Below are 25,559 nucleotides of genomic sequence, written 5' to 3'. Positions count from 1 at the left end.
CGGCTCCTTGCTTTCCAATTCCTCTTTGTATAAAAAAGTCTATTTGTGTCAAACTAACTTTGCAACGTCGCATAAACGCAAGGAGATTGTGTCGAATGAACAAAAAGAATTTCAAACAAAGCAAAGCAACTGATGGCATTGATGTTGAGTTCTCTCGCGAACTCGCTGACCACAACGACTTAGAAGCAAATGCACGTGCAAATGCCGCTGATGCACGTCAAAAGCGCCAATCAACCGAAAAATAAGGTACATCACAACCTTATTCTTTTCAAAAGGGACCTACTACCCAACAAAATAAACCGAGAGACATCTCTCGGTTTATTTTCTATATTTTTTTGCATAATGAGCCAAAGTAAGCAATGGATATATATGAGCATAACTATGATAACGAATATAAAACCCACCTGGTAAACCTGTTCCAGTAGGATATTTTTCATTTATATAAGAGTTGGAGAGCAAATATGAAATACCTTTTCGAATGACTGGCGTTTCTTTATCATAGTAAGAAATGAGGGCATCTAACGCCCATGCTGTTTGGGATGGTGTACTAAATGGCAAAGTAACAAATCTTTTTTCCACACTACTTTGGCAAGATTCTCCCCAGCCACCATCTTCATGCTGTATATGTTCAAGCCATAAAGCTGCTCGTTTCACTGATGGATCGCTAGATGGTATTCCTAGTGACCGTAAACCAGTCAACACTGCCCATGTACCATATATATAACAAATTCCCCATTTCCCATACCACGATCCATTTTCCTCTTGTACATTCATTAACCAATTTATCGCACTTTGTTTTTGTTTCTCGGGCAATTCATTTTGCGTATACGTTCCGAAAAATTCTAATACTCTTCCTGTAATATCTGGTGTAGAAGGATCTGTAATCATATCACTTGCATTTTCGATTGGTAAATTTGCTAATATACGGCTCGTTACCCCTTTTTCAAAAGCCCCCCAACCACCATCATTATTTTGCAATCCTTTAACCCAATTAACCGCTCGCTTCCAAGCAGTGTCTACATTTTCGTTCCCTCTACTTCGCGCCAATGCTCTTAACGCAGCAGTTGTATCATCAATATCTGGAATCGTCGTATTCACATCCGAAAAGCCCCAACCACCCGGGAAGAGATCCGGTGCATGTACACTCCAATCTACTTTCTTCGTTTGCTGTTTTCTTAGTAAATATGCTGATGCATTGTGAATCACTTTACTTGCTTTCGGAACTTGAGCTTCTTGCAAAGCATAACTGAGTAAAGCTGTATCCCATACAGTTGATGGAGAGTTTTGCAAATGGCTCCCTCTCTCCATCTTCCATATATAAGATGTGATTCCCGTTATAGCTTTTTGAATAATTGGTGATTGAATAGAATGTCCTAATGCAAGTAAAGCATAAATCATATAAAACGAGGCAGTTGCGTAGCTATATAATGTTCCATTTTCATCAATACGCTCTTTCATAAAACGTTCTACTTCCTCATATCCTTTATGATGCAAAGAAAGTGGATACGTTATAATTTTCTTCACGTCACTTACTAACGTTTGAAAAACTGGAGACCGATCCTCCCGAAACCATTCTCCGCCCCCGCCTGCAATGTGATTTAAATTTGGCAATAACTTTTTCCCTACTCGAAATCTTTTATTTAAACACAACATCATCGGAATTAAATGAATACGTGCTGAGCTACTCAGTTCAAAAATACTGAGAGGGGAATCATTCTGCAGAAACATAATTGGTGTTGGCAAATGAAAGAGAGAAGGATATTCATATTCTCCATGAATCGCTAATAAAAACTTCGTCATAAAATGAGCACGCGCTACCCCACCGCGCTCATTTATAAACATTTCCGCTCGCTTCATATTCACATCTTCTTTTGTATATTTTTTCGATGCAAGTAAGGCAGCATAAGATTGAATTGTAGCAGATAAATTACCACCCACTTCATCTTCATACAATTTCCATGTTCCTTCATTTGTTTGGAGTGATGCTAATCTTTTTACAAACGGTTCTATCTCTTTATCTTTACCTAATAATTTTAATAAAAAAATCATATGACAATCTGTTAGTGGCGCTCCTTCAAAACAAAACCGCCACGTACCATCTTGCCGTTGCATTGTTTGAAGTGCAGTTGTTCTTCTCGCTATTTCTTCATGCACTTTTTCATATAATAACAAGTTGCTCACCCACCCTTTCGAAATCCGTATAACGATATTCAAAAAGGTAGCTGAATATGTATAAAAACAAAGAAAAGCAGAACATATAAAATGTTCTGCTCATAAACAATACCCTACTCCGACAATAATCCCTAATAAAGCACCGACTACTACTTCATACGGTGTATGCCCAACAAGTTCATTTAACTTCTTATATTCTGTTTCTCTACCGTGAAAAAAGTCATTCAATATTTTTGCTTGTTTACTTACTGCAAGCCTTACTCCTGAAGCATCATACATAACAATAATGGCAAAAATTGTAGCAACCGCAAACATCGAGCTTTCCACGCCTTCCACTACTCCAACTCCTGTAGCAAGCGCTGTAACTGTTGAAGCATGAGAACTTGGCATCCCACCTGAAGCAAAAAACTTTGCAAAATCAAATTCACCTGTTTTAACTAATTTGAAGACTACTTTCGTTAATTGTGCTAAAAACCATGAAATTACAGCTGCCATAAGCGGATCATTATGTAAAATTGTTTCCATGTTCTCAGCTCCTTACTGACTATAATGGAAATTCTATATAATATAAGTATAAAGAAAAATGCGTAGAAAATACTACGCATTATGATACTTTTGCTGATTTATTTTTTATAAATTTCGGTTGTTTCTGCACTAAAAACTTAGTCTTCGCTACCGAGAATACAAATAATGCAACCCATATACAGAAAAATGCAATCATATGAGTAGATGTGAAATGTTCACCAAATACGAATACACCTAAAATTAAGCTAATTGTTGGTGCAATATATTGTAAAAAACCTACCATATAAAGCGGAATAAGTTGGGCTCCTTTTGCAAAATAAAAAAGTGGTAGAGCTGTAACAATACCTGCTCCTATTAATAGTAATGTCGATAACATTGAAATAGATCCAAATGAGCCGAAACCATGGGCGCCTGTCATAACAAGGTAAATGATTGCAAGCGGTGTCACTAACATCGTTTCCATCGTAAGTCCAATTGTAGCATCATAGTTTAACAGTTTTTTCGTTAATCCGTATAATCCAAATGAAAAGGCAAGTGAAAGAGAAACCCACGGAATAGATCCGAAACGCACTGTTAAAATGATAACCCCCACTCCAGCTAAACCAACTGCAACATATTGCCAGAAGTTTAACTTTTCCTTTAAAACGACTGTACCAAGTAAAATACTAATAAGCGGATTAATATAATAGCCAAGACTCGCTTCAATAACATGATTATGATTAACGGCCCATATGTAAACAAACCAGTTTCCGCTAATCAAGACTGAAGCTATTGTTAATGACATTAATAATTTAGGTCGTTTAAAAAGATTCACAAATTCCCCAATAAACTGACGAAACCTCTTCGTAACACCTAATACGAGTAACATAAAAACAAATGCCCAAACGATGCGGTGTGCTAATATTTCATCTGCTGGAACTTCCTCAACCCATTTCCAATAAATCGGTAGGATTCCCCACATCGTGTAAGCACCAGCCGCGTATAGTATCCCTTTTTTTTGCTCTGCTGATTGACTCCCCATCTTCCTTTTTCTCCTCTTCTCATTTTTTCTCCATTATACGGTCTCACATGCTCACTTTACCAATAATCAATCTGCATTTCTTTCGACATTTCTCATACAACGAATAATAAACATACCGTTATTACAACAAGTAACGGTATGCCGAAAACAAATTTCTTTTTATGAGTTTTATGATGAAACATATACATGCCGATCCAAGCTCCAACTGCTCCTCCAGCTGCCGCCGATAAAAACAACGTACTTTCTGGCGTTCTCCACTGTTTCTTCTTTGCTTTTCGTTTATCAAGCCCCATAAGGCTAAAAGCTATAACGTTAATAATAAGAAAATAAATCCATTTCATCGCTTTCTCTCCTTATGAAAAATTCGATTAATAGTAACACGAAAAAACGATGGAAACAACTGAAGAACTCTTTTTATCCAACTAGTTTCATTCCTTTTTCTTAATTAGTTACCTTCATATTTACATAACCAACTAAAATCGCAGTTAAAGCATTTAATATAGAAAAATGTTATGAGTAGAATCTTATATTTCATTACATTCATCCACTACCATATCATCAAAAAAATTGCTCTCAATCACTTTCTCATCAAAACGAAGAACTACAATTAGCCCTACATATAAAGAAACAAAATTTAGAAACCATTCCCCATTCTCATCTTTCTTAGCTAAGCATTTAAATATCTCTTGAAATTGCATACGCTCGTCTGCAGCAACAATGGGACGTACACCAAAATATTTCAATACAAGATTCAGCTTCAGCTGTACGGATAATGATAAAATATATTTTAATAGCTTCGTATACTCTGCACTATCTTTTTGACTATACAACTTCACAAGCTTTGGATGTAAATTCGAAATCGATAATTCCTCGTCAGTCACTCTAGTTACTTCTATCGTTTCAATCATCTTTTTCATATCCATCACATTCACCCCTTCTGAAAAAATTCTAAAGCCAAAGAGTACTTAATTCAAAATGTACAACAATTGTGCGTTTCTCGTCTCTCGTTCTTCCTCACTGACTAAATCATACTTTTTTAGGAGGTGAAAAACATCATTTAATAATTTCTGTGAATGAATACCTTGCAAAAAACTCTTTAACTCTTTAAAGATCCCTTCAGGTAAAAAATTCTTTTGACTTTCAAGCTTATTCATCACATCTTCAATAGAATGATCAATGTTACATGCCATACTAAACTTCCCCCTCTATCCTCTATAAATAATATCCTCAGCTAACGATGTAAACACTTCTCCAACAAGAGAATCTTCATCATATACAGATGAGCCATTATTTTCTTCACGTTTCGCAAAAGGTATTTTGGCAATTACTTCTGTTTGCAATTGTTCTGCAAGCATTTCGCCGCCGCCTTTTCCGAAGAGATAATTTTTCGATCCATCTTGTTCTTCATAATAAGCCATATTTTCCACAATACCTAAAATCTCATGCTTCGTATGTTTTGCCATTACACCAACTCTTGAAGCAACGAATGAAGCTATATTGTGCGGAGTTGTAACAATTATTTCTTTCGCTTGCGGAATCATCGCTGCAACATCAATCGCAACATCTCCTGTACCTGGTGGTAAATCAAGTAATAAATAATCTAATTCTCCCCAGTGCGTATTCGCAAGGAAATTTTGAATCCATTTATTTAGCATCGGTCCGCGCCACATCACTGGGTTATTTCCTTCTGTAAAGAATCCCATCGACATGATTTTAACACCGTGACTAATGACTGGAATTGCCGTTTGATCAATCATCGTTGGTTTCTTATTCGTTTCCATCATAGCTGGAATACTAAAACCATATATATCTGCATCTAATATCCCCACTTTTTTGCCCATACGAGCTAGTGCAGTTGCAAGATTAATTGTCACCGTTGATTTTCCAACTCCGCCTTTTCCGCTCGTTACCGTAATAAAACGTACTCCTGAATCCGGGCGAAGCATGCTCGGCATACCAGTTTCTGTTCTAGTATTTCGCTTTAACTTCTCTGTTAAAGCTGCACGTTCTTCTTGTGTCATAGAACCAAATGTTACCTCCACTTTAGAGGCACCAATTGCGTGAAGCGATTCTTCAATATCTTGTTGAATTTTTGCTTTTAACGGACAACCTTGGATTGTTAGTACTACTTCAAGTTTAACCTCTGTTCCGTTCATTTGTATATTTCTAACCATATTTAATTCTACAACACTTTTGTGTAACTCTGGATCCTCTACATGTTTTAATGCATTCATTATTTGTTCTTGAGTAAGCATAGAACTCATCCCTTCTCTTATTCTAATTTATATACAACATTTTCTTGGCACTTCATCTGGTGAAAAAGCTTATTATCCCCCGCTAACGGGTGGGATTAATGCGACTATATCTCCGGCTTTTATCATCTCTTCATTCATTACAAACTCTTCATTAACAGCCACCATCACTTTATCCAGCGATTGTAAACAATAGCTGGCTTTGAGCCATTCTTTTAATTGCTGCACTGTCATTTCTTGCTTTTCTGAAATTACTAATCGATCCGATCCAACTTCCTCACGCAAATTTGCAAACAGTAAAATTGTAATCATTTTCTCATTCTTCCTTCTTTGGTTTTCCTTCTGGATAAGGTGTGTTTTCAAGTTGATCTCCAACCCACATCGTTCCATCTTCCCAAAATTCTTTTTTCCAAATTGGAACGATTCGTTTTATACGTTCAATCGCGTACTCATTCGCTTCATAAGCTACTTTACGATGCGGTGATGAAACTGCAATGACTACCGCAATATCCATTATTTCTAGCCGCCCTACACGGTGCGTAATTGCTACTTTTGCATCCAGCCATCTTTCACTAATTTCTTCACCAATTCTCATAAGTTGTTTTACTGCCATCGGTTTATATGCTTCATACTCTAAATGTAGCGTTCGTTTTCCTTTTGTTAATTCTCTCACCGTACCAATAAATGTTGTAATCGCACCTGCTTCCCTTCTTGCGACTTTATTCGTTACTTCTTCAACTAAAATCGGTTTATCTACAATCTCAAATAGCACTTGTCCCATTAAAACCACCTCTCACTTTATGAAATGTCCAAGGCCATTCACTACCTTCGTTATCTTCTAATAAAAGAACATCGACAAACATATCTTTTTTATATCCTCTTGTCCCGCCCGGCAATACGATAAACGCGTTGGATTCTGCCAATGAAGAAACTGAGCTAGATTTATCAAACCCTGATGGATAAGCGATTAATTTCCCCTCATCATATTGCAATTTTGCTCGTACAAATCTTGTAAATGGATTCGGTTTTAGAAAATCTTCTCCTAATAACGCTTTTTCTCTTTTTAAATGTACTTTTTCACTAAACATATACGTCCGAATACACGGTCTTACGAATAATTCAAACCCTACGTAACAAGCTGATGGATTCCCTGATAAACCAAATAATAACTTGCCATTTAATTGTGCTACAGTCGTAACACTTCCTGGTCGCATTGCAACTTTATTAAAAAGAACAGATGCACCTAACTTTTCGTAAATAGCTGGTAAATAATCATAATCTCCTACTGATACACCGCCCGTTGTAATTAACATATCTACTTGGCCAAGCGCTTCTTTCACAGCTGTAAAACACGTATTAAAATCATCACTAAACTTCCCAAAATATTTTACTCTTCCGCCCGCTCTTCGAATTTGAGACAATATCATGTACGTATTACTGTTTCGGATTTTCCCTGGCTGTAATGAATCATTGACATCCAGTAATTCACTCCCAGTCGCTAACAATCCAATTACAGGCTTTCTCGCAACTGGTACTTCACTATAACCGAATGTAGCAAGAAGAGCTGAAATACCTGGATTAATGTACGATCCCTTCTTTGCAAGAACTGTTCCTTTACGAGCATCTTCACCTTGAAAAGAAATATTGTCGCCCGTTTTGAATGATCGCTTCACTTCCATATAATTGTTGCCATTCTTCTCATATTGACGAGTCAGCTCTAACATAACAACCGCATCACATCCATTCGGAATTTGTGCTCCTGTCATAATTCGAACTGCTTGAAATGGACCTACTTTCTCATGGAATAGCGATCCTGCACCAATTTCACCCACTACTTCAAATACAATTGGCGTTTCATAACTTGCTAAATTAGTATCTTCTGCTCGAATAGCAAATCCGTCATACGGCGAACGATTAAATGACGGTACATCATGGTCAGCTACTAAATCCTCTGCTAATATACGTCCATAAGCTAATTCAATTGGTAATAGCTCCTTTAAGCCCTTATCAGCAAATCCCATCACTTTACGAACAGCTTCTTCAACCGTAATTGGCACTCTTCTTTCCATTGTTGACACCCTCTCTATTAACCGAATACGCGATAATATAGTTGTTTCGCTTTCGAAATATCATTTGTACCATGAATAAAAACACGACCATCCCGAAAAAAAACGATGCGGTAATCATCGGATTGGCAAGATAGTAAATACGGATTCCGATCTACTTTTCCCAGTTTTTTTAATACTTTTTCTATATCATCAAAATTGTATTTCCTATTGTCTACTGTTCTAATTTGAACTGTATTTCTTCCGCATAAAACAGCTGCTTTCGTTTGATTTTCGTATGATAAATAAGGATAAGTTCGATTCAAACCGCATGAGAGACAAGCGTCTGTTTTTATTTTCCCTAATTTTATAAAATGATTTTGATTACTCCATATATCAAACATGAAAAATGTTTTTCTAATTGCTGAGAAATCTTCCACTAAAATTTTGAGCGCTTCTGCCACTTGATATGCTGCGACGATTTGAACAGTCGGGCTAATAATCCCAGCAGTATCACACGTCACACCTGTAACAGGGATATTTTTCAGCATACAATGTAAACACGGTGTCTCTTGCGGAATAATTATATAACTCATACCATATGATCCAACGCAAGAACCATATACCCACGGAATATTATGTTTTTGTGATAAATCATTTATTACAAATCGAATATCAAAATTATCTGTTGCATCAATGATTACATCTACATTTTTTAATAGACCTTCCATATTTTCTGAAGTTGCATCCATTACGAAAGCATGTATTTGTACTTCCGAATTAATTTGTTCTAGCCGATTTTTTGCAGCAATTGCTTTCGGCATTTTCTCTCTCGCATCTTGTTCAGAGTACAATTGTTGCCTTTGTAAATTACTCCATTCAACGTAGTCACGATCGATAATCGTCAACTTACCAACACCTGCACGTACGAAACTTTCGGCACTTGCACTTCCTAATGCGCCTGCCCCTACAATTAACACATGTTTATTTCGAATTTTTTCTTGTCCTTTACTCCCAATTGGTTTGAACAACTGTTGTCGTGAATACCGATCAGCCATTACATACCCTTCCTCTCAAGAACTCTATTTCATATTAGAATGTTGTTTCTGATAACAAGCAAAGTAAGCAAAACCAACAAACCCAGCTCCTCCAATTACATTTCCGATAAAAACAGGAACAAAATTTTTAGCCAGATCCATCCACGTTAGATGACCAGCAAAAATAACAGCGGAAATGACAAACATATTTGCTACTACTTGCTGAAATCCAATCACTACAAATGCCATAATTGGAATCCAAATTCCGATGATTTTCCCGACAAAATCACTCGTCCCGTAAGCGAGCCAAAGAGCAAGACAAACGAGCCAATTACAACCAATTGCTAAAATCAAAGTTCTCCCAAATGATTCATGTAACTTCCCTTCCGCTATCGCTACCGTTTTATTTAAATACTCTCCCTCTGTTAATCCGCCAAGATGTCCAAAGCAATACGCAACGAAAATTGCCCCAATAAAGTTCATGAGAGTAATCCAAACCCAGTTATTCAGTACACTTATCAATGTAATTTTCTTTGCATAAAGCGCCATAGACAGTGACATCATATTTCCCGTAATTAATTCTCCTCCTGCTAATACTACGAGCATGAGTCCAACAGGAAATACTGCTCCTCCTAAAACATTCACTAGACTTCCCCAGCGCTCAGGTAAATTCCCTAAAACTCGAATGTTAAGTAAAAAACCTATCGCAATAAACGCTCCTCCTAAAAAACCGAGAATAAGCATCGCTGGCAATGTCTGTCTTACTTTTTGAACACCGGCCTCAATGACAAGCTCAGCAATTTGTTCCGGCTTATGAAATGCCATTACCCATTCCTCCATTTTCTCCAAATAAAAAAGCAGCTTCAAAAAACCTCCTCAAAATAAAGGTTTTTGAATGCTGCTTAATTTCTCTGCACATCTTTTACAGAGATATCAATCATCACTTTTACTATAAAATAGAAAATCCACAACTCTTGTAAATTTTCCATTTTTCACTATGACGCTAGCTTTATATATTAACCACCGATATGTGACATTTCAATTTTAGGTATTGTTTTCTTATTTGTATGATTTAAGCGTTCATCTGAATAACGATCTTCCCTATTATTCCATATATCGCGTACTACATCTGTAATGTCCTCATCTGTATGTTCAGAACGAAGCAATTCTCTTAAATCATTTCCTTTAGAAGCAAATAAGCAAGTATATAATTTTCCTTCTGCAGAAATACGAGCTCTCGTACATGATGAGCAAAAAGAATCTGTTACTGATGAAATAATACCTATTTCCTCATCGCTTCCTATATAACGATACCTAGTAGCCACTTCACCAGAATAATTTGCTTCTATCCGTTCTAACGGCATAACTTGATGAATCGTATCTACTATTTCTTGTTTAGAGACGACCTCTTTTAAATCCCAACCATTATAATTTCCAACATCCATATACTCAATAAAACGAAGAATATGCTTATTTTCCTTAAAATATTGCGCCATCTGCAAAATGTCCTGTTCGTTTTTTCCCTTTTGAACGACCATGTTTATTTTAATTTTCATTCCAACTTCAGCTGCAGCCTGTATTCCTTCCAGAACCCTTTGCACTTTGCTCCTATTACCATTTAAATAGAAAAACCGCTCTTCTTCTAAGGAATCTAAGCTAACTGTTACACGTGATAGTCCCGCCTTATATAAATCAGGAGCAAACTTTTTAAGTAACGATCCATTGGTTGTTAAACCGATATCTTCTACACCATCAATTTTATTAAGGCGCTCAATAAGCTTTGGAAGCCCTCTTCGAAGTAACGGTTCTCCGCCTGTAATCCGTAATTTTCTCACACCTAAAGAAACGAAAATACGTGTTATCCTTTCAATTTCATCAAAAGATAAAATTTTATCATTAGACAAAAACGAGTAATCAGGACCAAATATTTCTTCTGGCATACAATATCGGCAGCGAAAATTACAGCGATCAGTAACTGAAATACGTAAATCCTTTAACGGACGTTGCAACTTGTCTAATGTAACTGATTTCATCTTCATTGCCTCACTTTTATTTTATATTTAAAACACGTTCTGGATGGGTATATACATTTAAGGAGTGATTACGAATAAATCCTATTGTCGTAATACCTAAATCTTCCGCTAGTTGCAAAGCTAACTCAGTTGGAGCTGATTTTGATAGTATAATTTCACAACCGATTTTTGCAACTTTCAATAATATTTCCGAAGAAATACGGCCACTAAAAACAATGATTTTATCTTTTATAGAAATATCGTTTCTTAAACAATAACCATAAATTTTGTCTAGTGCATTATGCCTACCAATATCCATTCGGCTTAAAATAATACCATTAACATCACATAAAGCTGCATTATGAACCCCACCAGTACGATGAAACGTATCCGCAGATTGCTGCATTTCTTTCATTAACCGAAAACAATCATCGGCAGCAACCTGTACATGGACACCCTTCATTTTTTTTGCACTTAGTGCATCATTTGCAAAAACAAACCCTTGCCTACTCATACCACAACAAGACGTAATATAGCGTTTATTTTGCATTTGTTCATAATACGGATTTACTTTTGTCGTTGTTACATGCACAAATCCTTCTTTCTCCTGCACCCATACACTATCAATGTCTTCATACTTCCGAATGATTCCTTCAGACGCTAAGAAGCCTATTACCATATCTTCTATATATTCTGGAGTACTAACCATTGTAACAAACTCCTGTCCGTTCATTTTAATGGTGACAGGAAACTCTGTTACAATGCTGTCCTCTATATGTTTAATTGCTCCTTGTTCATAACGAAAGATTTCTCTTTCTACCTGTATCGGTTTCACGATCAGTATCCTTCTCTCACGTTATATTTTTATCAAAAACAAATACAGAAACTGCAATATCTTCTTCTACTTTCATATCTGAAAACAAATTCACTAATTTCGCTCCAACAAGTTCCTCCAAATGTTCACGGGAATTCGCAGCATACACTTCTTGAATCATTTTCGTTCTAGCCATATGAACCATTTCCGCACCGTCCATCGTACTTGAAATAAATTTTTCAGTAGGTGTTAAGTTTCCATAAAGAGTCGCTATAGCCATATTTTCCGCAAAAACAGTATGAATTCGTTCTGGTCCTTTTCCGAAAAGTTCCTTTCGAAGTTTTCGTATCATATCATTAAATTCATGTACTTTTTTTGACATACAATTATACCTCCCAAAAGCCTCATTTTACTCTATTATATATTTTACCAAAATGAGCCTTCCGCCCAAACTATTTCCTACAAATATTTGGGCGGAAAGGTTCACTTCATGAAGTTTATTCGTCTTTTAACCCTTTCCCCATACCTTTTAAGAAATGAAGCCCAAACCCGATAGCACGGTTAATATCTGGGTCTTTCAATACTTTCATAAGATCGAATACCCCTACTTTTTTATTACTTTCTAGATGTTCATTACCTTCTTCTAGCCCGACTAATAAACTACCTATAAGCTTTTTCGTAAGTTCTGGGTCAAGTTCAGTTAACGCACCTGCAGCGCCCATCATATTATTAATTAAATTTGTAACAGGCTCACGAGTTACTTGACCTAGAACAATTTTCGCAATTGGTTCTTTCGCTTTTAGCATTGAATTTGCAGCTTCTAGCATTCCAATGTCATTTAATTCCCCTACTATATTAAACATCTGATTTAGAGCTTCTTCATTATTAGTTAGAAGCTCTTTTAAATCATCTAACTTTTGCTGTTTTATTTCTTCCTCAGTTAATTCTTGTTTTTGAATCATTTTTATAGGTGCAGCCATAGTTTTCTCCTCCTACTTATCCGTTAAATGCACATACCCTGGACGTGCCCACTTACGATGTACCTCAATTCCAGCTTGAGGGTGACGTTTTTTATTGCGTGGGTTCGCTTTTGGCATCGGATTTTCGCCATCAACTTCTAATACTTCCATACGTACTTTTGTTTGTTTATACGCAGGTGTATTCGTACGTACATCCACAGCAGGACCTGTTAAGAAATTAATTGCCGTTTCGTTATCTGTAGAGTTCATCGGTAAATATAACTCATTCGCTTTTACACGATCTGTAACGAGTGCACGTAATTTTAATGCTCCAAAAGGAGAGACAAGACGAACTAACGAACCTGTTTTTACGCCACGTTCTTTTGCAAGGTCTGGAGAGATTTCAACGAAAACACCAGGTACTTTCGTTTGAATACCTGTTGATTTATTTGTCATATTCCCTTCATGGAAATGCTCAAGCATACGACCGTTGTTAATGTGAAGGTCAAACTCAGCTGGAAATTCAGCTGGACGTACCCAGTCAGCAATCGCAAAACGAGCCTTTTTATCTGGGAAGTTAAATCCGTCTTGGAACAGAAGTGGTGTATTCGTTCCATCAAAACTTCCCCAATGGAAACTGTTCCATCCTTCAAGCACTTCATAGTTCGCTTGCGAGAACAATGGTGATAAACTTGCCATCTCAGCAAAGATTTCACTTGGGTGGCTATAATTCCAGTTTGCACCTAGTTTATTCGCAACTTCCTGGACGATCCACCAGTCTGGTTTCGCATCTCCTAGCGTAGGAAGAACTTGATATAATCTTTGGACACGGCGCTCTGTATTTGTGAAAGTACCTTCTTTCTCAAGAGATGGCGCTGCTGGTAATACAACATCTGCATATTGAGCAGTTTTAGAAAGGAAAACATCTTGCACAACGAAGAAATCAAGGCTCGATAACACTTCATGTACATGATTTGCATTAGAATCTACAAGAGCCATATCTTCTCCGACAAGATACATTGCTTTCATTTTTCCTTCGTCAATTGCGTGAAGCATTTCGATATTATTAAGACCTGGTTCACTATCAATTTTCACTCCGTAAGCAGTTTCAAATTTCGCACGTTCCATTTCGTTAGTAACGTGCTGATATCCTGGAAGCCATCCTGGTAAAGTACCCATATCACAAGCACCTTGTACGTTATTGTGGCCTCGAAGTGGGTATGCGCCTGCTCCTGGACGACGGTAGTTCCCTGTTGCAAGAAGTAAGTTTGAAATTGCAGCGGAAGTATCAGAACCACCTGTATTTTGCGTTACCCCCATACCCCAAAGGATACATGTACCATCTGCATCACGAATCATTTCAGCCATTTGAATAAGCGTTTCTTTTGAAATGCCTGTTACTTCTTCTGCATATTCAAGTGTATATTCCTCTAGGCTTTCTTTGAAATCTTCAAAGAAGTTTACATTCTCATTAATGAATTCCTGATCATGCCAACCTTGATCAATCATATATTTCGTAACAGCCATTAACCAAACTTGATCTGTTCCTTGTTTTGGACTAATAAAGACATCTGATCGCTCTGCCATTTCGGTTTTACGAAGATCAGCTACAATTAACTTTTGTCCGTGTAATTTATGTGCACGTTTAATACGTGTAGCTAGAACAGGATGACCTTCTGTCGGATTACATCCTACAATAATAACAAGACCAGATTGCGCAATATCTTTAATCGTTCCGGCATCACCGCCCATACCAATTGTACGGAACAAACCATCCGTTGCTGGTGATTGGCAATAACGTGAGCAGTTATCAATATTATTCGTTCCAAATACTTGTCGAGCTAATTTTTGAATTACATAATTGTCTTCATTTGTAATTTTAGAGGAAGAAATAAATCCGATAGAACCTTTACCGTACTCTTCTTTAATAGCGCCTAATTTATTTGCAACTACATTCAATGCTTCTTCCCATGTAGATTCAACAAACGTTCCATTTTTACGAATTAAAGGTTTCGTAATTCGTTCTTTAGAATTTACGAAGTCCCAACCAAATTTTCCTTTGACACAAGTAGAAATTGCGTTAACTGGTGCATCAGAAGAAGGTTGTACTTTAAGAATTTTACGTCCTTTCGTCCACACTTCAAATGAACACCCTACACCACAAAATGTACATACTGTTTTCGTTTTCTTCGTACGAGTATCACGCATGGCCGCTTCCACTTCTGATACCGCAAAAATACCGCTATATCCAGGCTCAACTTCTTTAATTAAATCTACCATTGGTTCAAGAATATCTGGTTTTAATCCCGTCATAAATCCAGCTTCACCGAGCATCGTTTTCTCCATTAAAGCGTTACAAGGACAAATCGTTACACATTGACCACAGCTAACGCATGAAGAATCATTAATATTTACTCCTTCATCCCAAATAACTCGTGGGCGTTCCGCTTCCCAGTCTATCGATAACGTTTCATTTACTTGTAAGTTTTGACACACCTCAACGCATTGACCGCATGCAATACATTGATTAGGATCATAGCGATAAAACGGATGCGTCATATCAACTTCACTTACATCTACTTTCGGTTCATACGGATATTTTTGATGTTCAATTTCCATTAATTCTGCTGTATTATGCAGTTTACAGTTCCCATTGTTGTTGTCACATACTGTACAGTATAATAAATGATTTTCTAGTAACCGATCCATCGCCTCTGTTTGTGCTTCTTTTGCGCGAACAGAAGCACGTTCAATGTTCATACCTTCCGTTGCTATCGTCGAACAAGAACGCATTAACTTTCCGTCAACTTCTACAATACAAGTGTCACATGTTTGAATAGGATCTACTTCTGGCACGTAACAAATTTGCGGATGTTCAATCCCGTTCTCATTAATAACACCCAATATCGTTGAACCGGGCTCCGCTGTATACTTTTTTCCGTCAATTGTAATATGAACCATGTTGTTATTCATGGTCTTTCCCCCTTTTTGAGAATAAAAAAACTCCACCACGAAAATATACGCACCACATTTCGGCACGTTATTATCATGGTGGAGTAGTTTATTAGCACATCTTGCTAAAATACCAATCCATTTATTCATAAATAAAACGATAGAGTCATAACAGGTCATATCACGATTCCATCTTTAACACTATAATTATAGCGTTAAAGTTAAAAATATACAATATAAAATTTAAACTACGCATATGTCAGCTTGTAACTATCCATAATAACCCATATAAAGTGAAACTTTAATCAGTGGGGGGTTTTCTTCATCCCCCACTGATTATCAGCCCTCACCAATCGGGCTTTTATGGGCAGGTGATCCCCTACCTAACTTCTTCTGAATTTTGAAGGGGGTCTTACTGCCCATTAAAGCGGGATAAAACATAACAAGGAGTAAGCGAACAAATGGGGTCTTTTAATAAATGGATTCGTGGTGAAAAATCTCTTTCTACCCAAGAGCAAGCTGATTACGCATTAAATAAATCTATCTCTTCTTCCCTTTCCCTTAATTTAAAGCACTTGTCCAAACTGTTTAGCGGTATTCCAGAATTAATAACACGCACTTTTCCATTAAAAAACGGACAGGAAGCTGCACTCATATATATGGAAGGACTTGTAGACAAAACTGTTATTAACGTAAACATTCTTCGTCCTCTCTTATTTAAAGAGTGGAATGAAGACGATTTTTGGAAAGCCTCTGTTTCTATCGGAAATATTAAAAAAGTTCAACAGTGGGCAGACATTGAACAATCTCTTTTACACGGCAAAAGTATTTTATTTATAAACGGACAACTATCCGCTTTAGAGCTCGATACGCAAGCGGCACCAAAAAGGAGTATTGAAGAACCTACAACAGAGAGCTCCATAAAAAGCTCACACGAAGGATTTAATGAAGTAGCGAGCGACAGCCTTGCACTTATTCGTCGATATATTCCAAATCGCGAACTGAAAGTGAAGGAATTCACTGTTGGTGAACGAGCTACTTCAAAGGTTTTTTTGCTTTATCTAGCAGATGTTGCGAACGAAAATGTCGTAAAAGAAATGGCATCCCGTATCGAGTCAGTAAAAGTTGATGCGATTCTTACTACTGGTGAATTAGAGGGGTTTGTTGAAGATAATTCATTTACTCTCTTTCCGCAATTATCAATAACTGAACGCCCCGACACAACAGCACATCATATTCTTGATGGGCGAATTGCCGTTGTTGTAGATCGCTCACCAGGCGTATTAATAGGACCTATGACCTTTTCATCCTTTTTTCAGACGATAGATGATTACAGCTTCAGACCTATGATTCCATCTTTTATACGACTCCTTCGTTTCACTGGGCTATTTATTGCAATATTTGCTCCTGCTCTTTATATTGCTATGATTTCCTTCCATTATGAAGTGATTCCGCTCAAATTGTTGTTAACGATTGGAGAATCTCGAGCCAAAATTCCTTTTCCTCCCATATTAGAAGCTTTATTAATGGAATTAGTTCTCGAAATGCTCCGAGAAGCAGCGATTCGGCTTCCTGGACCTGTTGGGCAAACAATCGGCGTCGTAGGAGGAATTGTAATTGGACAAGCTGCCGTTCAAGCTGGGATTGTTAGTAACGTTATGGTTATCGTCGTATCAATTACTGCGGTTGCCTCCTTCATTATTCCTAACTTAGAAATGTCAGCAGGAATTCGGCTTCTTCGATTCCCAATGATGATAGCCGCCTCTTTATTTGGCGTCATTGGAATTATGGTTGGGATGGCAATCATTATTATTCATATACTTTCTATGGAATCTCTCGGTGTTCCTTATGGTAGTCCTTTTTCTCCGTTATTTGCTTCGGATTTAAAAGATACCCTTGTACGTTTCCCATGGAAAATTATGAAGAAACGGCCACTATCTCTACAATTAAAACAAGATAACCGGCAAAGAGATGTTGAGGAAAAGGAGGATAATAAGTGACAAAACGTGCAAAGAGGGAGATTAGTTTATTTCAATACATTTTAACGATTAGTGGTGTTCAAGTAGGATTCGGTGTCCTTACACTTCCGCGTGAAGTTGCACAAGGGGCAAATACAGATGGCTGGATGTCTATTATTATTGGATGTGCTCTCACTACTTTAGTCAGTTTATGTATTGTGAAAATTATGGAAAAGCATCCTGGATATACTTTACTCGATGTGCTAACTCGTTATCTTGGGAAGTGGCTAGGAAGAGTAGGAATGATTTTTTGGATTTTATATGCTGTCCTTGCAGCTATTTCCTTAATTTTTTCCCTCTTATACGTTATTCACATTTGGATTTTACCTAGAACTCCAATGTTTTTAATTATGATTTTACTATCTATTCCAATGTTAATGCTAGCATGTAAAGGCGTTCTTATTATAAGTCGCTATGCTGTTTTCACTGTATTTTTCACACTATGGATGCCTTTTCTATTGTTTATTCCGCTTAAAGATGGGCATTGGATTTATCTTCTTCCTCTTCTTAAAGAAGGCTGGATACCAGTTTTAAACACAGTAAAATCAACTATCATTGCGTTTCTCGGATTTGAGTTTGCATTTGTCCTTTATCCTTATCTCAGTAATAAATCATCTGCAAAAAAAGGAATTGTTCTTGCGAATTTGATTACGCTATTTATTTATCTTCAAGTCACCTTTGTCTCTTTTGTTTATTTTAGTCCAGATGGTATAACAAAGTTTTTATGGCCGACTCTTTCTCTTGTTACACCGTTTCACTTCTCATTTCTTGAGCGATTTGAAATTATCTTTTTGTCATTTTATCTCTTTATTATTTTTGATTCCTGTATTCCTTATATTTTCACTGCTTCAGATGGAATTAATCAATTTCTTAACAAAAAAGGCAGTTCATTACCTATTTATGTTTTATTATTCGGGTGTATTTTCATCTTATTCTTTTATATCCCTTCTTCTTATCAGATAAGTGCGTTGCGGGAATTTTGGGGAACTGCTAGTTATTTTATCGTTTTTCTATTCCCAGTCGTATTTCTCTTATACATGACACTTTATCAGCATTGGAAAAGGAGAAGAGTTTAAATGAGGCGCTTTATTCATTTCACTATACTTTACTTTCTCATAACCTTTTTAACAGGCTGTGGAGATCGACTCGACTTAGAAAAACAATCGATTTCATTAATTTACGGCTTTGACGCAAAAGCAAAAGGAAAATTAATTGTGTACCACGTGAATCCTATTTTTAATGAAGACGTAGAAAAAAAGTACGAAACACATGAAGCGAAAGTACGTACACCTCGAGAAGCAAAAGCAACGTTTAATAGCTCAAGTGGCGGTTTAGTATCTACAGAAAAGTTACAGCTCATTTTATTTAGCACAAATTTTTTAAAACAAGAAGGGGCTATGCCTTACCTTGATGTTTGGTATCGTGATCCTAAAAACACTGGAAACATGCGCATGGTTGCAGTAGACGGTCCAATTTCTTCAGTTATATATAATAACTTTAAAGATAAGCCTGCCCTTCCCGAGTATTTAACAGATTTAATTAATACGAACAAACTGTACAATCGGACCGTTTTTACGACATTCCATGAATTTCACAGGCAAACGTTTAATAAAGGTATAACACCTGCTATTTCAGAAATAAAAAAAGGTAAAAAGGATGTTATCGTTACTGGTTCCGCGCTATTAACTTCTCGCGGAATTTATAAAATGTCATTAAATCGTTATGAAAGCGCCCTTCTTCTTTTGTTACAAAAGAAAGCGAATACACCGGTTTCGCTTACATTGAAAATCCCTTCTACTTCAGTTGAAAGTAATAGTGATTTAAAAGATACCGATGGCGGCGATTTCGTAACAATAAATGTTCTTAGCATGAATCGTGATATCCATACAGATTATAGCGATAACCACTTCAAATTTCATGTTGAAATGGATTTGAAAATTGCTGTCTCTGAACTTACATTCAATATGGATATAGACAAAGATAGAAAGAAATTAACTTCTCTTATTACAAAACAACTAAACAAAGATTTGAACGATTTAATCCACAACATTCAAAAACAGCAACTTGATCCATTCGGATTTGGTGATTATGCGAGAGCGTTTCAATATAAAGAATGGAAACAAGTCGAAGATGATTGGCCGAGTGCCTTTTCAAAAGCTAATGTGAAAGTGGCACCAACTATTAAAATTTTAGAAAATGGGATTATTAAATAGAAAAAACACGCTACTTGTTCTTATATGAATAAGTAGCGTGTTTTCATTTCCATTACAAGTATTATTTCAATGGACTATACTTTATTTCTATTTCTAACATTACTATGTTTTTTAGCATATACAAAATATATGAAAACACCTACTATAATCCATGCAACAAAACTAATTAAAGTAAGCTTAGAAAGGTTCAAAGCTAAATATATACAACTTACTATCGAAACGATAGGTAAAAAAGGTACTAGAGGAGCACGGAATGGCCTCTTCATATTAGGATGTGTCTTTCTTAATACAATGACAGCTATAGATACAAACACAAACGCTGTTATCGTTCCCATATTCACTAAATTAGCTAATAAATTCAAATCCACTAATCCCGCTAATAAAGCTGCTAGTATACCTGTAACCCATGTATTAAAAAATGGAGTTTGTAAACGTTTATGAACACTTGAAAGTCTTTTTGGTAACAATCCATCTCGACTCATCGAGTAAGATACACGAACAAATGCAAACATAGCTACTAACAGAACTGTTGTTAGCCCTGCTATCGCTCCCACCGATAACAACCCAGCAATTCTATCTTCTCCTACAGTGCGCAACGCATATGCAACAGGATCAGCAACATTTAATTCCGTAAACGGAACCATTCCAGTTAACACGAATGAAACACCTACATATAGAACCGTACAAATGAACAAGGAAACAAGTAGCCCAATTGGCACGTTACGTTGTGGACGCTTCACTTCTTCTGCGGCTGTTGCAACTGCATCAAATCCTAAAAAAGCAAAAAATACAGTAGCAGCGCCTCCTACCACACCGTGAAAACCAAACGGTAGAAATGGTTGCCAATTCTCTGGTCTTACATATTGTGTCCCTACAACAATAAATCCTACAATAACAGCCAGTTTAATAATAACCATTATATTATTTATTCGTGCACTTTCTTTTGCACCACGGCTTAATAAAAATGTAACAACTAAAATAATAAGAACTGCTGGTAAATCAATGATTCCACCCTTCCCCATTCCTGGTGCCGAAGCAAAAATCGTAGGAATGTGAATATTAAAACCTAGTAGCAATGACTGAAAATATGCTGACCAGCCTGCTGCAACCGCAGAAGTCGCTAATAAATACTCCAGCATAACACACCAGCCAACTATAAATGCAAAAATCTCACCTAGTGTCATATATGTATATGAATATACACTTCCCGAAACTGGAACTGTAGATGCAAATTCAGCATAACAGAAAGCTACACATGCACATATAATTGCCGCTAATACAAAAGATAATACAATCGCTGGACCAGCATGTTTCGCTGCTACAATACCAGTTAATACGAAAATACCTGTACCAATAATTGCTCCAATCCCTAAAAGAGTTAGATCAATCGCTCCTAAAGTTTGATTCAATACTTTTTTCTTTTCTTCATCCATTGCTTTCTTTATGAAAAGACTCATTCTTTGAAACCTCTTTTTCAAGTTTATCTCTTACTTGTTACATTCTTTATTACTGTTCTATTTTAAAAATAAAAATATACATAGTTCACTTCCCTATAGACTTAGTAACCCACCTCAAAAAAACAGAAAAATCAATCTCTTTATGCCGTATTGAATTTTCAAAATATTAATCGTACCAAAAACCATTAAGAATGCTGATTGAATTTATCATACAATTAATTATATTGTCAATAATAAATCAATCAAAAATAATCGGTTGATTATGTATCAAATGTTATTTTTATACATAATTATTTTCTCAAAAACATTGTTGTTTTCCACCTTAATATTCATACACATTTTATTACATTGATTTTCATACAATTTTCATTACATACAATGCAATAAAAATTATAATAACCTCAAATGAATTATTATTTAAAAATAATAATTCATTTGAGGTTATTTTACCATTTTAATACTAACAAAAAAGTGCAGATTTTCATCTGCACTTTTTTTATTCTTCCGCTTCAGCTTCTGCACTACTATTTCCAAGATGCTCCTTCTGAGCTTCCTCTTGCAGCTCCGCTGAAATCATCCCATAATAAAGTTCCGGATATAACCCAAATATTTGATATACACTTCCTAAAAACGGCATCAGAATCCCTCTTTTCTAAAGTTGTATTGCCACTTTTAAGGATTCCCTTTTCATTCATTATACATTCGTTTTTGACGTTTCTTCTTCATCTTGAACACCTAATAAATTTTGCCATTTTTTATACGGAGCGCTATTTGGATCTACATATCCTTTCGCATGCGAGCGATCCCACAATTGTTTAATAAACATTTCTTTCTCTTTCTTTGCCACCATATCGGCACCTGTACCGTAATAGTTCTGGAAATACAACTCGATTTCATCAAGGAATAGTCTTAATAATTCATCTGATGTTTCTTCTAACGTCGGATCATACTTCGCTTCACGATCATACATTAAAATCATATCTAAAAGATTGTGGACATGTTCTTTTCTAAGCCATCTTACATCTTGGGCTCCTAATACGAACGGATGTGTATATAAATGTCCACCTTGTATCATCGCCTTTTCTTGCTCTTCTTCAAATCGTGACAAGATGTTTTCATAAATAAACGGATTATGAAGCAACGCTCTGTGTAATTTATAACTTTCGCTTGAAATATTTTTCCCCATTGACTGAATTAAAAAGCTACGTCCTACACCGTTATATTGATACACAAACTGTCCATCAACAGCAACTAAACTAATCCAGCGATACATATATGCGTATAGTAATGCACGATTACATTTATCATAATCTAATTTTGTTTGAGTCGCATTTAAATCTGGCATAAAGGCTGGTAAGTGCCAATACTTATCTAAATGCGGCGTTAAACTAGATTTTTTACTATTTAATTTGTTTACACGGCGATAATACGATTGGAAATAGTCACCTTTATCATTCATAAATCCATTTGAAATATGTCCTGATGATAATTTAGGAAAGTCTTGCAGCGATAAGCCGTAATGCGCTCGATAACAGATCACTTCAAATGGCGAAAAGGCTTCATGTACTGTATCTTTTTCTTTAAACATTTCTTGAATTAATTCCTCTTGCAACTCTTTCTTTAAAGAAGGATGTATACCCCAATATTGTAATTCCCTATGATGAGCAACTTTCGGAACGAATGGACTCGCTAAATGGAACAGGTCTTCAATTTTTTCACGAACGTATTCATCGCGATCACGTTTCTTATAATCTGCTTCTTTTCGCAACGCTTCAATAATATTCAGTTCTAATTTATCACGATAGCGTACTTGCAGTTCGTCATAACAATAGCTCAGTATATGTTCTCGGTAGAAATCCTCTACCTTTTTCGACTGAATCTCTTCTGTTTTCGCATCACGACAATATTCCCCGTACAAACTCATGTAAATTTCCGCTGATATATCTTTCGGTAGTACACCTAAATTTAAATGTTGCTGCATATCTTGCCATATCTTTTCTTGCAGCTGTTCCTCAGCTAATACATATACATTCGTCGGGTTTGTTTTCCCTTCAAATTCCTTACTGCGCTTTTGGATTTCAAACAGTAAATTTTCACGTGTTTCATGTAAATTATCAAAAAATCTTTCCCAATATTGAATCATTTTATTAACTGCTTGATATAGCGATTGATATACAAGTTCTAATAGCATTTCTTTTCGATATTCATTTAATTTGTGTACATATTGCGTTACGATGTCTTCAAATTCTCTTTTGAATAAACGTTGCTGATTATTAATCATTTTTCCGAACCAGCCTTGTTGTTGAGCAATTTCTACTCGGCGTACAGCCGTTACCGTTCCATCAATATTACCCACATTAAATTTTTTATCGTAATTTTGAATTACATTACGCTTTTGTTCATTATTTTCATGTAGTCGATTCATTTTTTCTACTAACTGCTTTCGAATTTCATATAACATAAAACGCGCTGCTACTGGGTGAACGGGATCTGTTTTCTTTAAAAACCATGTATTTAATTGATAGGACTGCCCTTCAGAACCACTTGGTGAAAAGCGGTCTGATTCAATCATGTCATATAAAAGTGTCGTTACATGTTCATGTACCCGGCTCGGAATCGCATACGCATATAAACGCACCGCATGATCCACTCTTGCCACTTCACCCTTCATCTGTTCCATCATTTTCAGTTTCGTAGCTGAAATTTTACACTCATGTTGCAGACGATTTAATTCCTCATCTTTTTGCACCGTTCGTTGTACATAACTTTCTACAGCTTCTAAAAACAGTTTTGATTTCGCAACTCCGAGCTTACCACCCTCTGCTCCTTCACGTGTTTCATTGTACATTTGTCTATAGAAAATATGAGCTTGCTCTGGACGGGTAGCAAGATGCTCCAAGTCCTCTAAATAACTTTTACCTCTCTCCGGCTTTTCACGTTGCATCCCACGTTTTACATCTTGATCGTATCTTTGCTTCTTCTCTTGAAACAGTTGATCTAAATGAAGCCACGATTCATCTAAACCTTGCACAGCCCATTTTAAAGCACAATATTTTAACACATGTTCATATGGATAAATGAGTTTTGCCGTTCCTGCCCCGCAATATCGTCCTTTTCCGCTTGATTCTGCTAATTGCTGAATTTGATTGTCTTCCTGTGCAAAATGACTTGTGGACATCGGGCTAAATAACTGTAAATAAATTGTATTTGCCATCTGTTCCATATAGTCTGATAAATTGTGTAAATGGTGTCCATGTAGGTTTTCGTAATCGTATAAGAAACAATAATTGTACGGTAAATGATGTTGTTTAATTGTATGATTCGTTCTTCCGTCTTCATCTACTTGATCAGGGCGATACTCTAATTCAATTGTTACACCGCCGCGTTTTGATAATTCTCCAGTAGACCCGAGCGTAATAGCATGTAATTCTTTTAACGATGCATAGCCATTTGCTTGCACCGTTTCAAATTCTTTCGCGCTAACCGTTCTCGTCTTTACTAAAACATCCGGCATTAAAAACGCACCGCGTATTAAAATGTTATGATGCTGCAATTTCTTCCGAAGCATTTCACGTAAATATAAAGCAATTTGCAGAAACATCCCTGAACCTGTTCCGCCTGCTAGTGATGTTACTATAATGACACGCACACCATATTCCGTTTGATCACTTGTAACCGGAAAGATTTTCTCGATTTCTTGCCAAAAAGATGTCAATTTATCTTCTTTCATCGCAGCACGTAACGCTAAACGTGAAATGACGCGTAACTGTCCTGCTCCTTCTGTTAATGGTTTATCAAGTATAGTCGGATCCATCGGAAACCACTCTGGGATCGTTGGATCTCCCGCAATATACTCCCTAGGCGTTTTACTAGAACTTGTTTGTGTCTTAAACTTTCGAATATGATCGAATTTACTTAATGTATTCACATCTGTATCAAATACGTGCATTGCTACCTTTTTCCGGCGCTCTTCAGGCAGTTTTTCATATATTTGATGCGTCACAGTACTACCGATTCCACCTAAACCAATTAATATTGTTGGAACTTGTAATGTCATGTGAACCACCTTCCTATTCTTGCTT

Annotated in this window: 24 protein-coding genes; 4 read left to right on the top strand and 20 right to left on the bottom strand. The window is 36.4% G+C overall.

The annotated features are described in order from the left end of the window. Positions 1 to 95: 95 nt before the first annotated feature. Entirely contained in the window at positions 96 to 245 is a 150-nt protein-coding gene (locus tag IQ781_RS25665) for a YfhD family protein (protein ID WP_001035815.1), read from the top strand. A gap of 73 nt (positions 246 to 318) precedes the next feature. On the opposite strand, the gene IQ781_RS25660 is transcribed toward IQ781_RS25665, so the two are convergent. From IQ781_RS25660 to fdhF, 17 genes are all read right to left on the bottom strand, one after another. Continuing rightward, complete coding sequence (locus tag IQ781_RS25660; RefSeq protein WP_000928147.1) at positions 319 to 2,172, bottom strand: terpene cyclase/mutase family protein; 1,854 nt, start codon at positions 2,170 to 2,172, stop codon at positions 319 to 321. A gap of 99 nt (positions 2,173 to 2,271) precedes the next feature. Then, positions 2,272 to 2,697: a divergent PAP2 family protein gene (locus IQ781_RS25655; protein WP_000447820.1), complete on the bottom strand. Its 426-nt coding sequence runs from the start codon at positions 2,695 to 2,697 to the stop codon at positions 2,272 to 2,274. Between the two features lie 79 nt (positions 2,698 to 2,776). Then, the gene (gene rarD, locus IQ781_RS25650) at positions 2,777 to 3,718 is read right to left on the bottom strand and encodes an EamA family transporter RarD (RefSeq protein ID WP_000535539.1); all 942 of its coding nucleotides are present in this window, start codon (positions 3,716 to 3,718) and stop codon (positions 2,777 to 2,779) included. 92 nt (positions 3,719 to 3,810) lie between these two features. Continuing rightward, a complete protein-coding gene (locus IQ781_RS25645) occupies positions 3,811 to 4,059 on the bottom strand; it encodes a DUF1294 domain-containing protein (RefSeq protein ID WP_000871349.1) in 249 nt (82 codons plus the stop codon). A 183-nt stretch (positions 4,060 to 4,242) separates the two neighbouring features. Continuing rightward, positions 4,243 to 4,641 carry a hypothetical protein gene (locus IQ781_RS25640; protein ID WP_000367297.1) on the bottom strand — a complete coding sequence of 133 codons (399 nt, stop codon included), beginning with the start codon at positions 4,639 to 4,641 and terminating at the stop codon, positions 4,243 to 4,245. 42 nt (positions 4,642 to 4,683) lie between these two features. Continuing rightward, a complete protein-coding gene (locus IQ781_RS25635; RefSeq protein WP_000752375.1) occupies positions 4,684 to 4,908 on the bottom strand; it encodes a hypothetical protein in 225 nt (74 codons plus the stop codon). Positions 4,909 to 4,923: 15 nt separating this feature from the next. Then, complete coding sequence (locus IQ781_RS25630; protein ID WP_000957508.1) at positions 4,924 to 5,973, bottom strand: P-loop NTPase; 1,050 nt, start codon at positions 5,971 to 5,973, stop codon at positions 4,924 to 4,926. A 72-nt stretch (positions 5,974 to 6,045) separates the two neighbouring features. Then, positions 6,046 to 6,282: a molybdopterin converting factor subunit 1 gene (gene moaD, locus IQ781_RS25625; RefSeq protein WP_000628500.1), complete on the bottom strand. Its 237-nt coding sequence runs from the start codon at positions 6,280 to 6,282 to the stop codon at positions 6,046 to 6,048. A gap of 4 nt (positions 6,283 to 6,286) precedes the next feature. Next, positions 6,287 to 6,751, bottom strand: coding sequence for a molybdopterin synthase catalytic subunit MoaE (gene moaE, locus IQ781_RS25620; RefSeq protein WP_000531881.1), 465 nt, complete (start codon positions 6,749 to 6,751; stop codon positions 6,287 to 6,289). Beyond that, on the bottom strand, positions 6,732 to 8,039 hold the full coding sequence (locus IQ781_RS25615; RefSeq protein ID WP_000442200.1) for a molybdopterin molybdotransferase MoeA: 1,308 nt from the start codon (positions 8,037 to 8,039) through the stop codon (positions 6,732 to 6,734). Before IQ781_RS25615 ends, moaE begins: the two co-directional genes overlap by 20 nt. A 17-nt stretch (positions 8,040 to 8,056) precedes the next feature. Next, positions 8,057 to 9,073, bottom strand: a complete 1,017-nt coding sequence (locus tag IQ781_RS25610) for a molybdopterin-synthase adenylyltransferase MoeB (RefSeq protein ID WP_000785261.1) — start codon at positions 9,071 to 9,073, stop codon at positions 8,057 to 8,059. Between the two features lie 24 nt (positions 9,074 to 9,097). After that, a complete protein-coding gene (locus IQ781_RS25605; protein ID WP_000863998.1) occupies positions 9,098 to 9,877 on the bottom strand; it encodes a formate channel in 780 nt (259 codons plus the stop codon). A gap of 191 nt (positions 9,878 to 10,068) precedes the next feature. Further along, complete coding sequence (gene moaA, locus IQ781_RS25600) at positions 10,069 to 11,085, bottom strand: GTP 3',8-cyclase MoaA (RefSeq protein ID WP_000844124.1); 1,017 nt, start codon at positions 11,083 to 11,085, stop codon at positions 10,069 to 10,071. A 16-nt stretch (positions 11,086 to 11,101) separates the two neighbouring features. Further along, the gene (gene fdhD / locus IQ781_RS25595) at positions 11,102 to 11,899 is read right to left on the bottom strand and encodes a formate dehydrogenase accessory sulfurtransferase FdhD (protein ID WP_000802695.1); all 798 of its coding nucleotides are present in this window, start codon (positions 11,897 to 11,899) and stop codon (positions 11,102 to 11,104) included. A gap of 16 nt (positions 11,900 to 11,915) precedes the next feature. Continuing rightward, positions 11,916 to 12,260 (bottom strand): Na-translocating system protein MpsC family protein, encoded by a 345-nt coding sequence (locus tag IQ781_RS25590; protein WP_000039582.1) that lies wholly within the window; start codon positions 12,258 to 12,260, stop codon positions 11,916 to 11,918. A gap of 115 nt (positions 12,261 to 12,375) precedes the next feature. Next, on the bottom strand, positions 12,376 to 12,858 hold the full coding sequence (locus tag IQ781_RS25585; protein ID WP_000729897.1) for a helical membrane plugin domain-containing protein: 483 nt from the start codon (positions 12,856 to 12,858) through the stop codon (positions 12,376 to 12,378). Between the two features lie 12 nt (positions 12,859 to 12,870). After that, complete coding sequence (gene fdhF, locus IQ781_RS25580; protein WP_001063637.1) at positions 12,871 to 15,810, bottom strand: formate dehydrogenase subunit alpha; 2,940 nt, start codon at positions 15,808 to 15,810, stop codon at positions 12,871 to 12,873. 440 nt (positions 15,811 to 16,250) lie between these two features. Here fdhF and IQ781_RS25575 point away from each other — a divergent pair, with 440 nt between their 5' ends. From IQ781_RS25575 to gerSC, 3 genes are read left to right on the top strand one after another with little or no spacing between them, the layout of a single operon-like run. Next, entirely contained in the window at positions 16,251 to 17,789 is a 1,539-nt protein-coding gene (locus tag IQ781_RS25575; RefSeq protein ID WP_000534525.1) for a spore germination protein, read from the top strand. Next, positions 17,786 to 18,883, top strand: coding sequence for an endospore germination permease (locus IQ781_RS25570; protein ID WP_000166517.1), 1,098 nt, complete (start codon positions 17,786 to 17,788; stop codon positions 18,881 to 18,883). The genes IQ781_RS25575 and IQ781_RS25570 overlap by 4 nt, the downstream gene beginning before the upstream one ends. Then, positions 18,884 to 20,020: a spore germination protein GerSC gene (gene gerSC, locus IQ781_RS25565; RefSeq protein ID WP_063220818.1), complete on the top strand. Its 1,137-nt coding sequence runs from the start codon at positions 18,884 to 18,886 to the stop codon at positions 20,018 to 20,020. Between the two features lie 74 nt (positions 20,021 to 20,094). On the opposite strand, the gene IQ781_RS25560 is transcribed toward gerSC, so the two are convergent. The 3 genes from IQ781_RS25560 to IQ781_RS25550 form a co-directional block, all read right to left on the bottom strand. Next, positions 20,095 to 21,477 (bottom strand): APC family permease, encoded by a 1,383-nt coding sequence (locus tag IQ781_RS25560; RefSeq protein WP_000051656.1) that lies wholly within the window; start codon positions 21,475 to 21,477, stop codon positions 20,095 to 20,097. Between the two features lie 496 nt (positions 21,478 to 21,973). After that, positions 21,974 to 22,114, bottom strand: coding sequence for a hypothetical protein (locus tag IQ781_RS25555; RefSeq protein ID WP_001116195.1), 141 nt, complete (start codon positions 22,112 to 22,114; stop codon positions 21,974 to 21,976). Positions 22,115 to 22,171: 57 nt separating this feature from the next. Continuing rightward, positions 22,172 to 25,534, bottom strand: a complete 3,363-nt coding sequence (locus tag IQ781_RS25550; protein WP_000175124.1) for a tubulin-like doman-containing protein — start codon at positions 25,532 to 25,534, stop codon at positions 22,172 to 22,174. Positions 25,535 to 25,559: the final 25 nt, after the last annotated feature.

Origin of the sequence: Bacillus sp. N447-1 (genome assembly GCF_022701035.1) — a bacterium.
In the GTDB taxonomy this organism is placed as follows: Bacteria; Bacillota; Bacilli; order Bacillales; family Bacillaceae_G; genus Bacillus_A; species Bacillus_A cereus.
Note: the sequence above shows the minus strand (reverse complement) of the source record. Positions and strands in the feature narration are given on the sequence as shown.

Coding starts and splice junctions, on each gene's coding strand:
- fdhF (WP_001063637.1), bottom strand. CDS start 15,810: ATGAATAACAACATGGTTCATATTACAATTGACGGAAAAAAGTATACA.
- gerSC (WP_063220818.1), top strand. CDS start 18,884: ATGAGGCGCTTTATTCATTTCACTATACTTTACTTTCTCATAACCTTT.
- IQ781_RS25665 (WP_001035815.1), top strand. CDS start 96: ATGAACAAAAAGAATTTCAAACAAAGCAAAGCAACTGATGGCATTGAT.
- moaE (WP_000531881.1), bottom strand. CDS start 6,751: ATGGGACAAGTGCTATTTGAGATTGTAGATAAACCGATTTTAGTTGAA.
- IQ781_RS25655 (WP_000447820.1), bottom strand. CDS start 2,697: ATGGAAACAATTTTACATAATGATCCGCTTATGGCAGCTGTAATTTCA.
- moaA (WP_000844124.1), bottom strand. CDS start 11,085: ATGAAATCAGTTACATTAGACAAGTTGCAACGTCCGTTAAAGGATTTA.
- moaD (WP_000628500.1), bottom strand. CDS start 6,282: ATGATTACAATTTTACTGTTTGCAAATTTGCGTGAGGAAGTTGGATCG.
- IQ781_RS25605 (WP_000863998.1), bottom strand. CDS start 9,877: ATGGCATTTCATAAGCCGGAACAAATTGCTGAGCTTGTCATTGAGGCC.
- IQ781_RS25630 (WP_000957508.1), bottom strand. CDS start 5,973: ATGCTTACTCAAGAACAAATAATGAATGCATTAAAACATGTAGAGGAT.
- IQ781_RS25550 (WP_000175124.1), bottom strand. CDS start 25,534: ATGACATTACAAGTTCCAACAATATTAATTGGTTTAGGTGGAATCGGT.
- IQ781_RS25590 (WP_000039582.1), bottom strand. CDS start 12,260: ATGTCAAAAAAAGTACATGAATTTAATGATATGATACGAAAACTTCGA.
- IQ781_RS25635 (WP_000752375.1), bottom strand. CDS start 4,908: ATGGCATGTAACATTGATCATTCTATTGAAGATGTGATGAATAAGCTT.
- IQ781_RS25610 (WP_000785261.1), bottom strand. CDS start 9,073: ATGGCTGATCGGTATTCACGACAACAGTTGTTCAAACCAATTGGGAGT.
- IQ781_RS25585 (WP_000729897.1), bottom strand. CDS start 12,858: ATGGCTGCACCTATAAAAATGATTCAAAAACAAGAATTAACTGAGGAA.
- IQ781_RS25640 (WP_000367297.1), bottom strand. CDS start 4,641: ATGGATATGAAAAAGATGATTGAAACGATAGAAGTAACTAGAGTGACT.
- IQ781_RS25560 (WP_000051656.1), bottom strand. CDS start 21,477: ATGAGTCTTTTCATAAAGAAAGCAATGGATGAAGAAAAGAAAAAAGTA.
- rarD (WP_000535539.1), bottom strand. CDS start 3,718: ATGGGGAGTCAATCAGCAGAGCAAAAAAAAGGGATACTATACGCGGCT.
- IQ781_RS25645 (WP_000871349.1), bottom strand. CDS start 4,059: ATGAAATGGATTTATTTTCTTATTATTAACGTTATAGCTTTTAGCCTT.
- IQ781_RS25575 (WP_000534525.1), top strand. CDS start 16,251: ATGGGGTCTTTTAATAAATGGATTCGTGGTGAAAAATCTCTTTCTACC.
- IQ781_RS25615 (WP_000442200.1), bottom strand. CDS start 8,039: ATGGAAAGAAGAGTGCCAATTACGGTTGAAGAAGCTGTTCGTAAAGTG.
- IQ781_RS25555 (WP_001116195.1), bottom strand. CDS start 22,114: ATGCCGTTTTTAGGAAGTGTATATCAAATATTTGGGTTATATCCGGAA.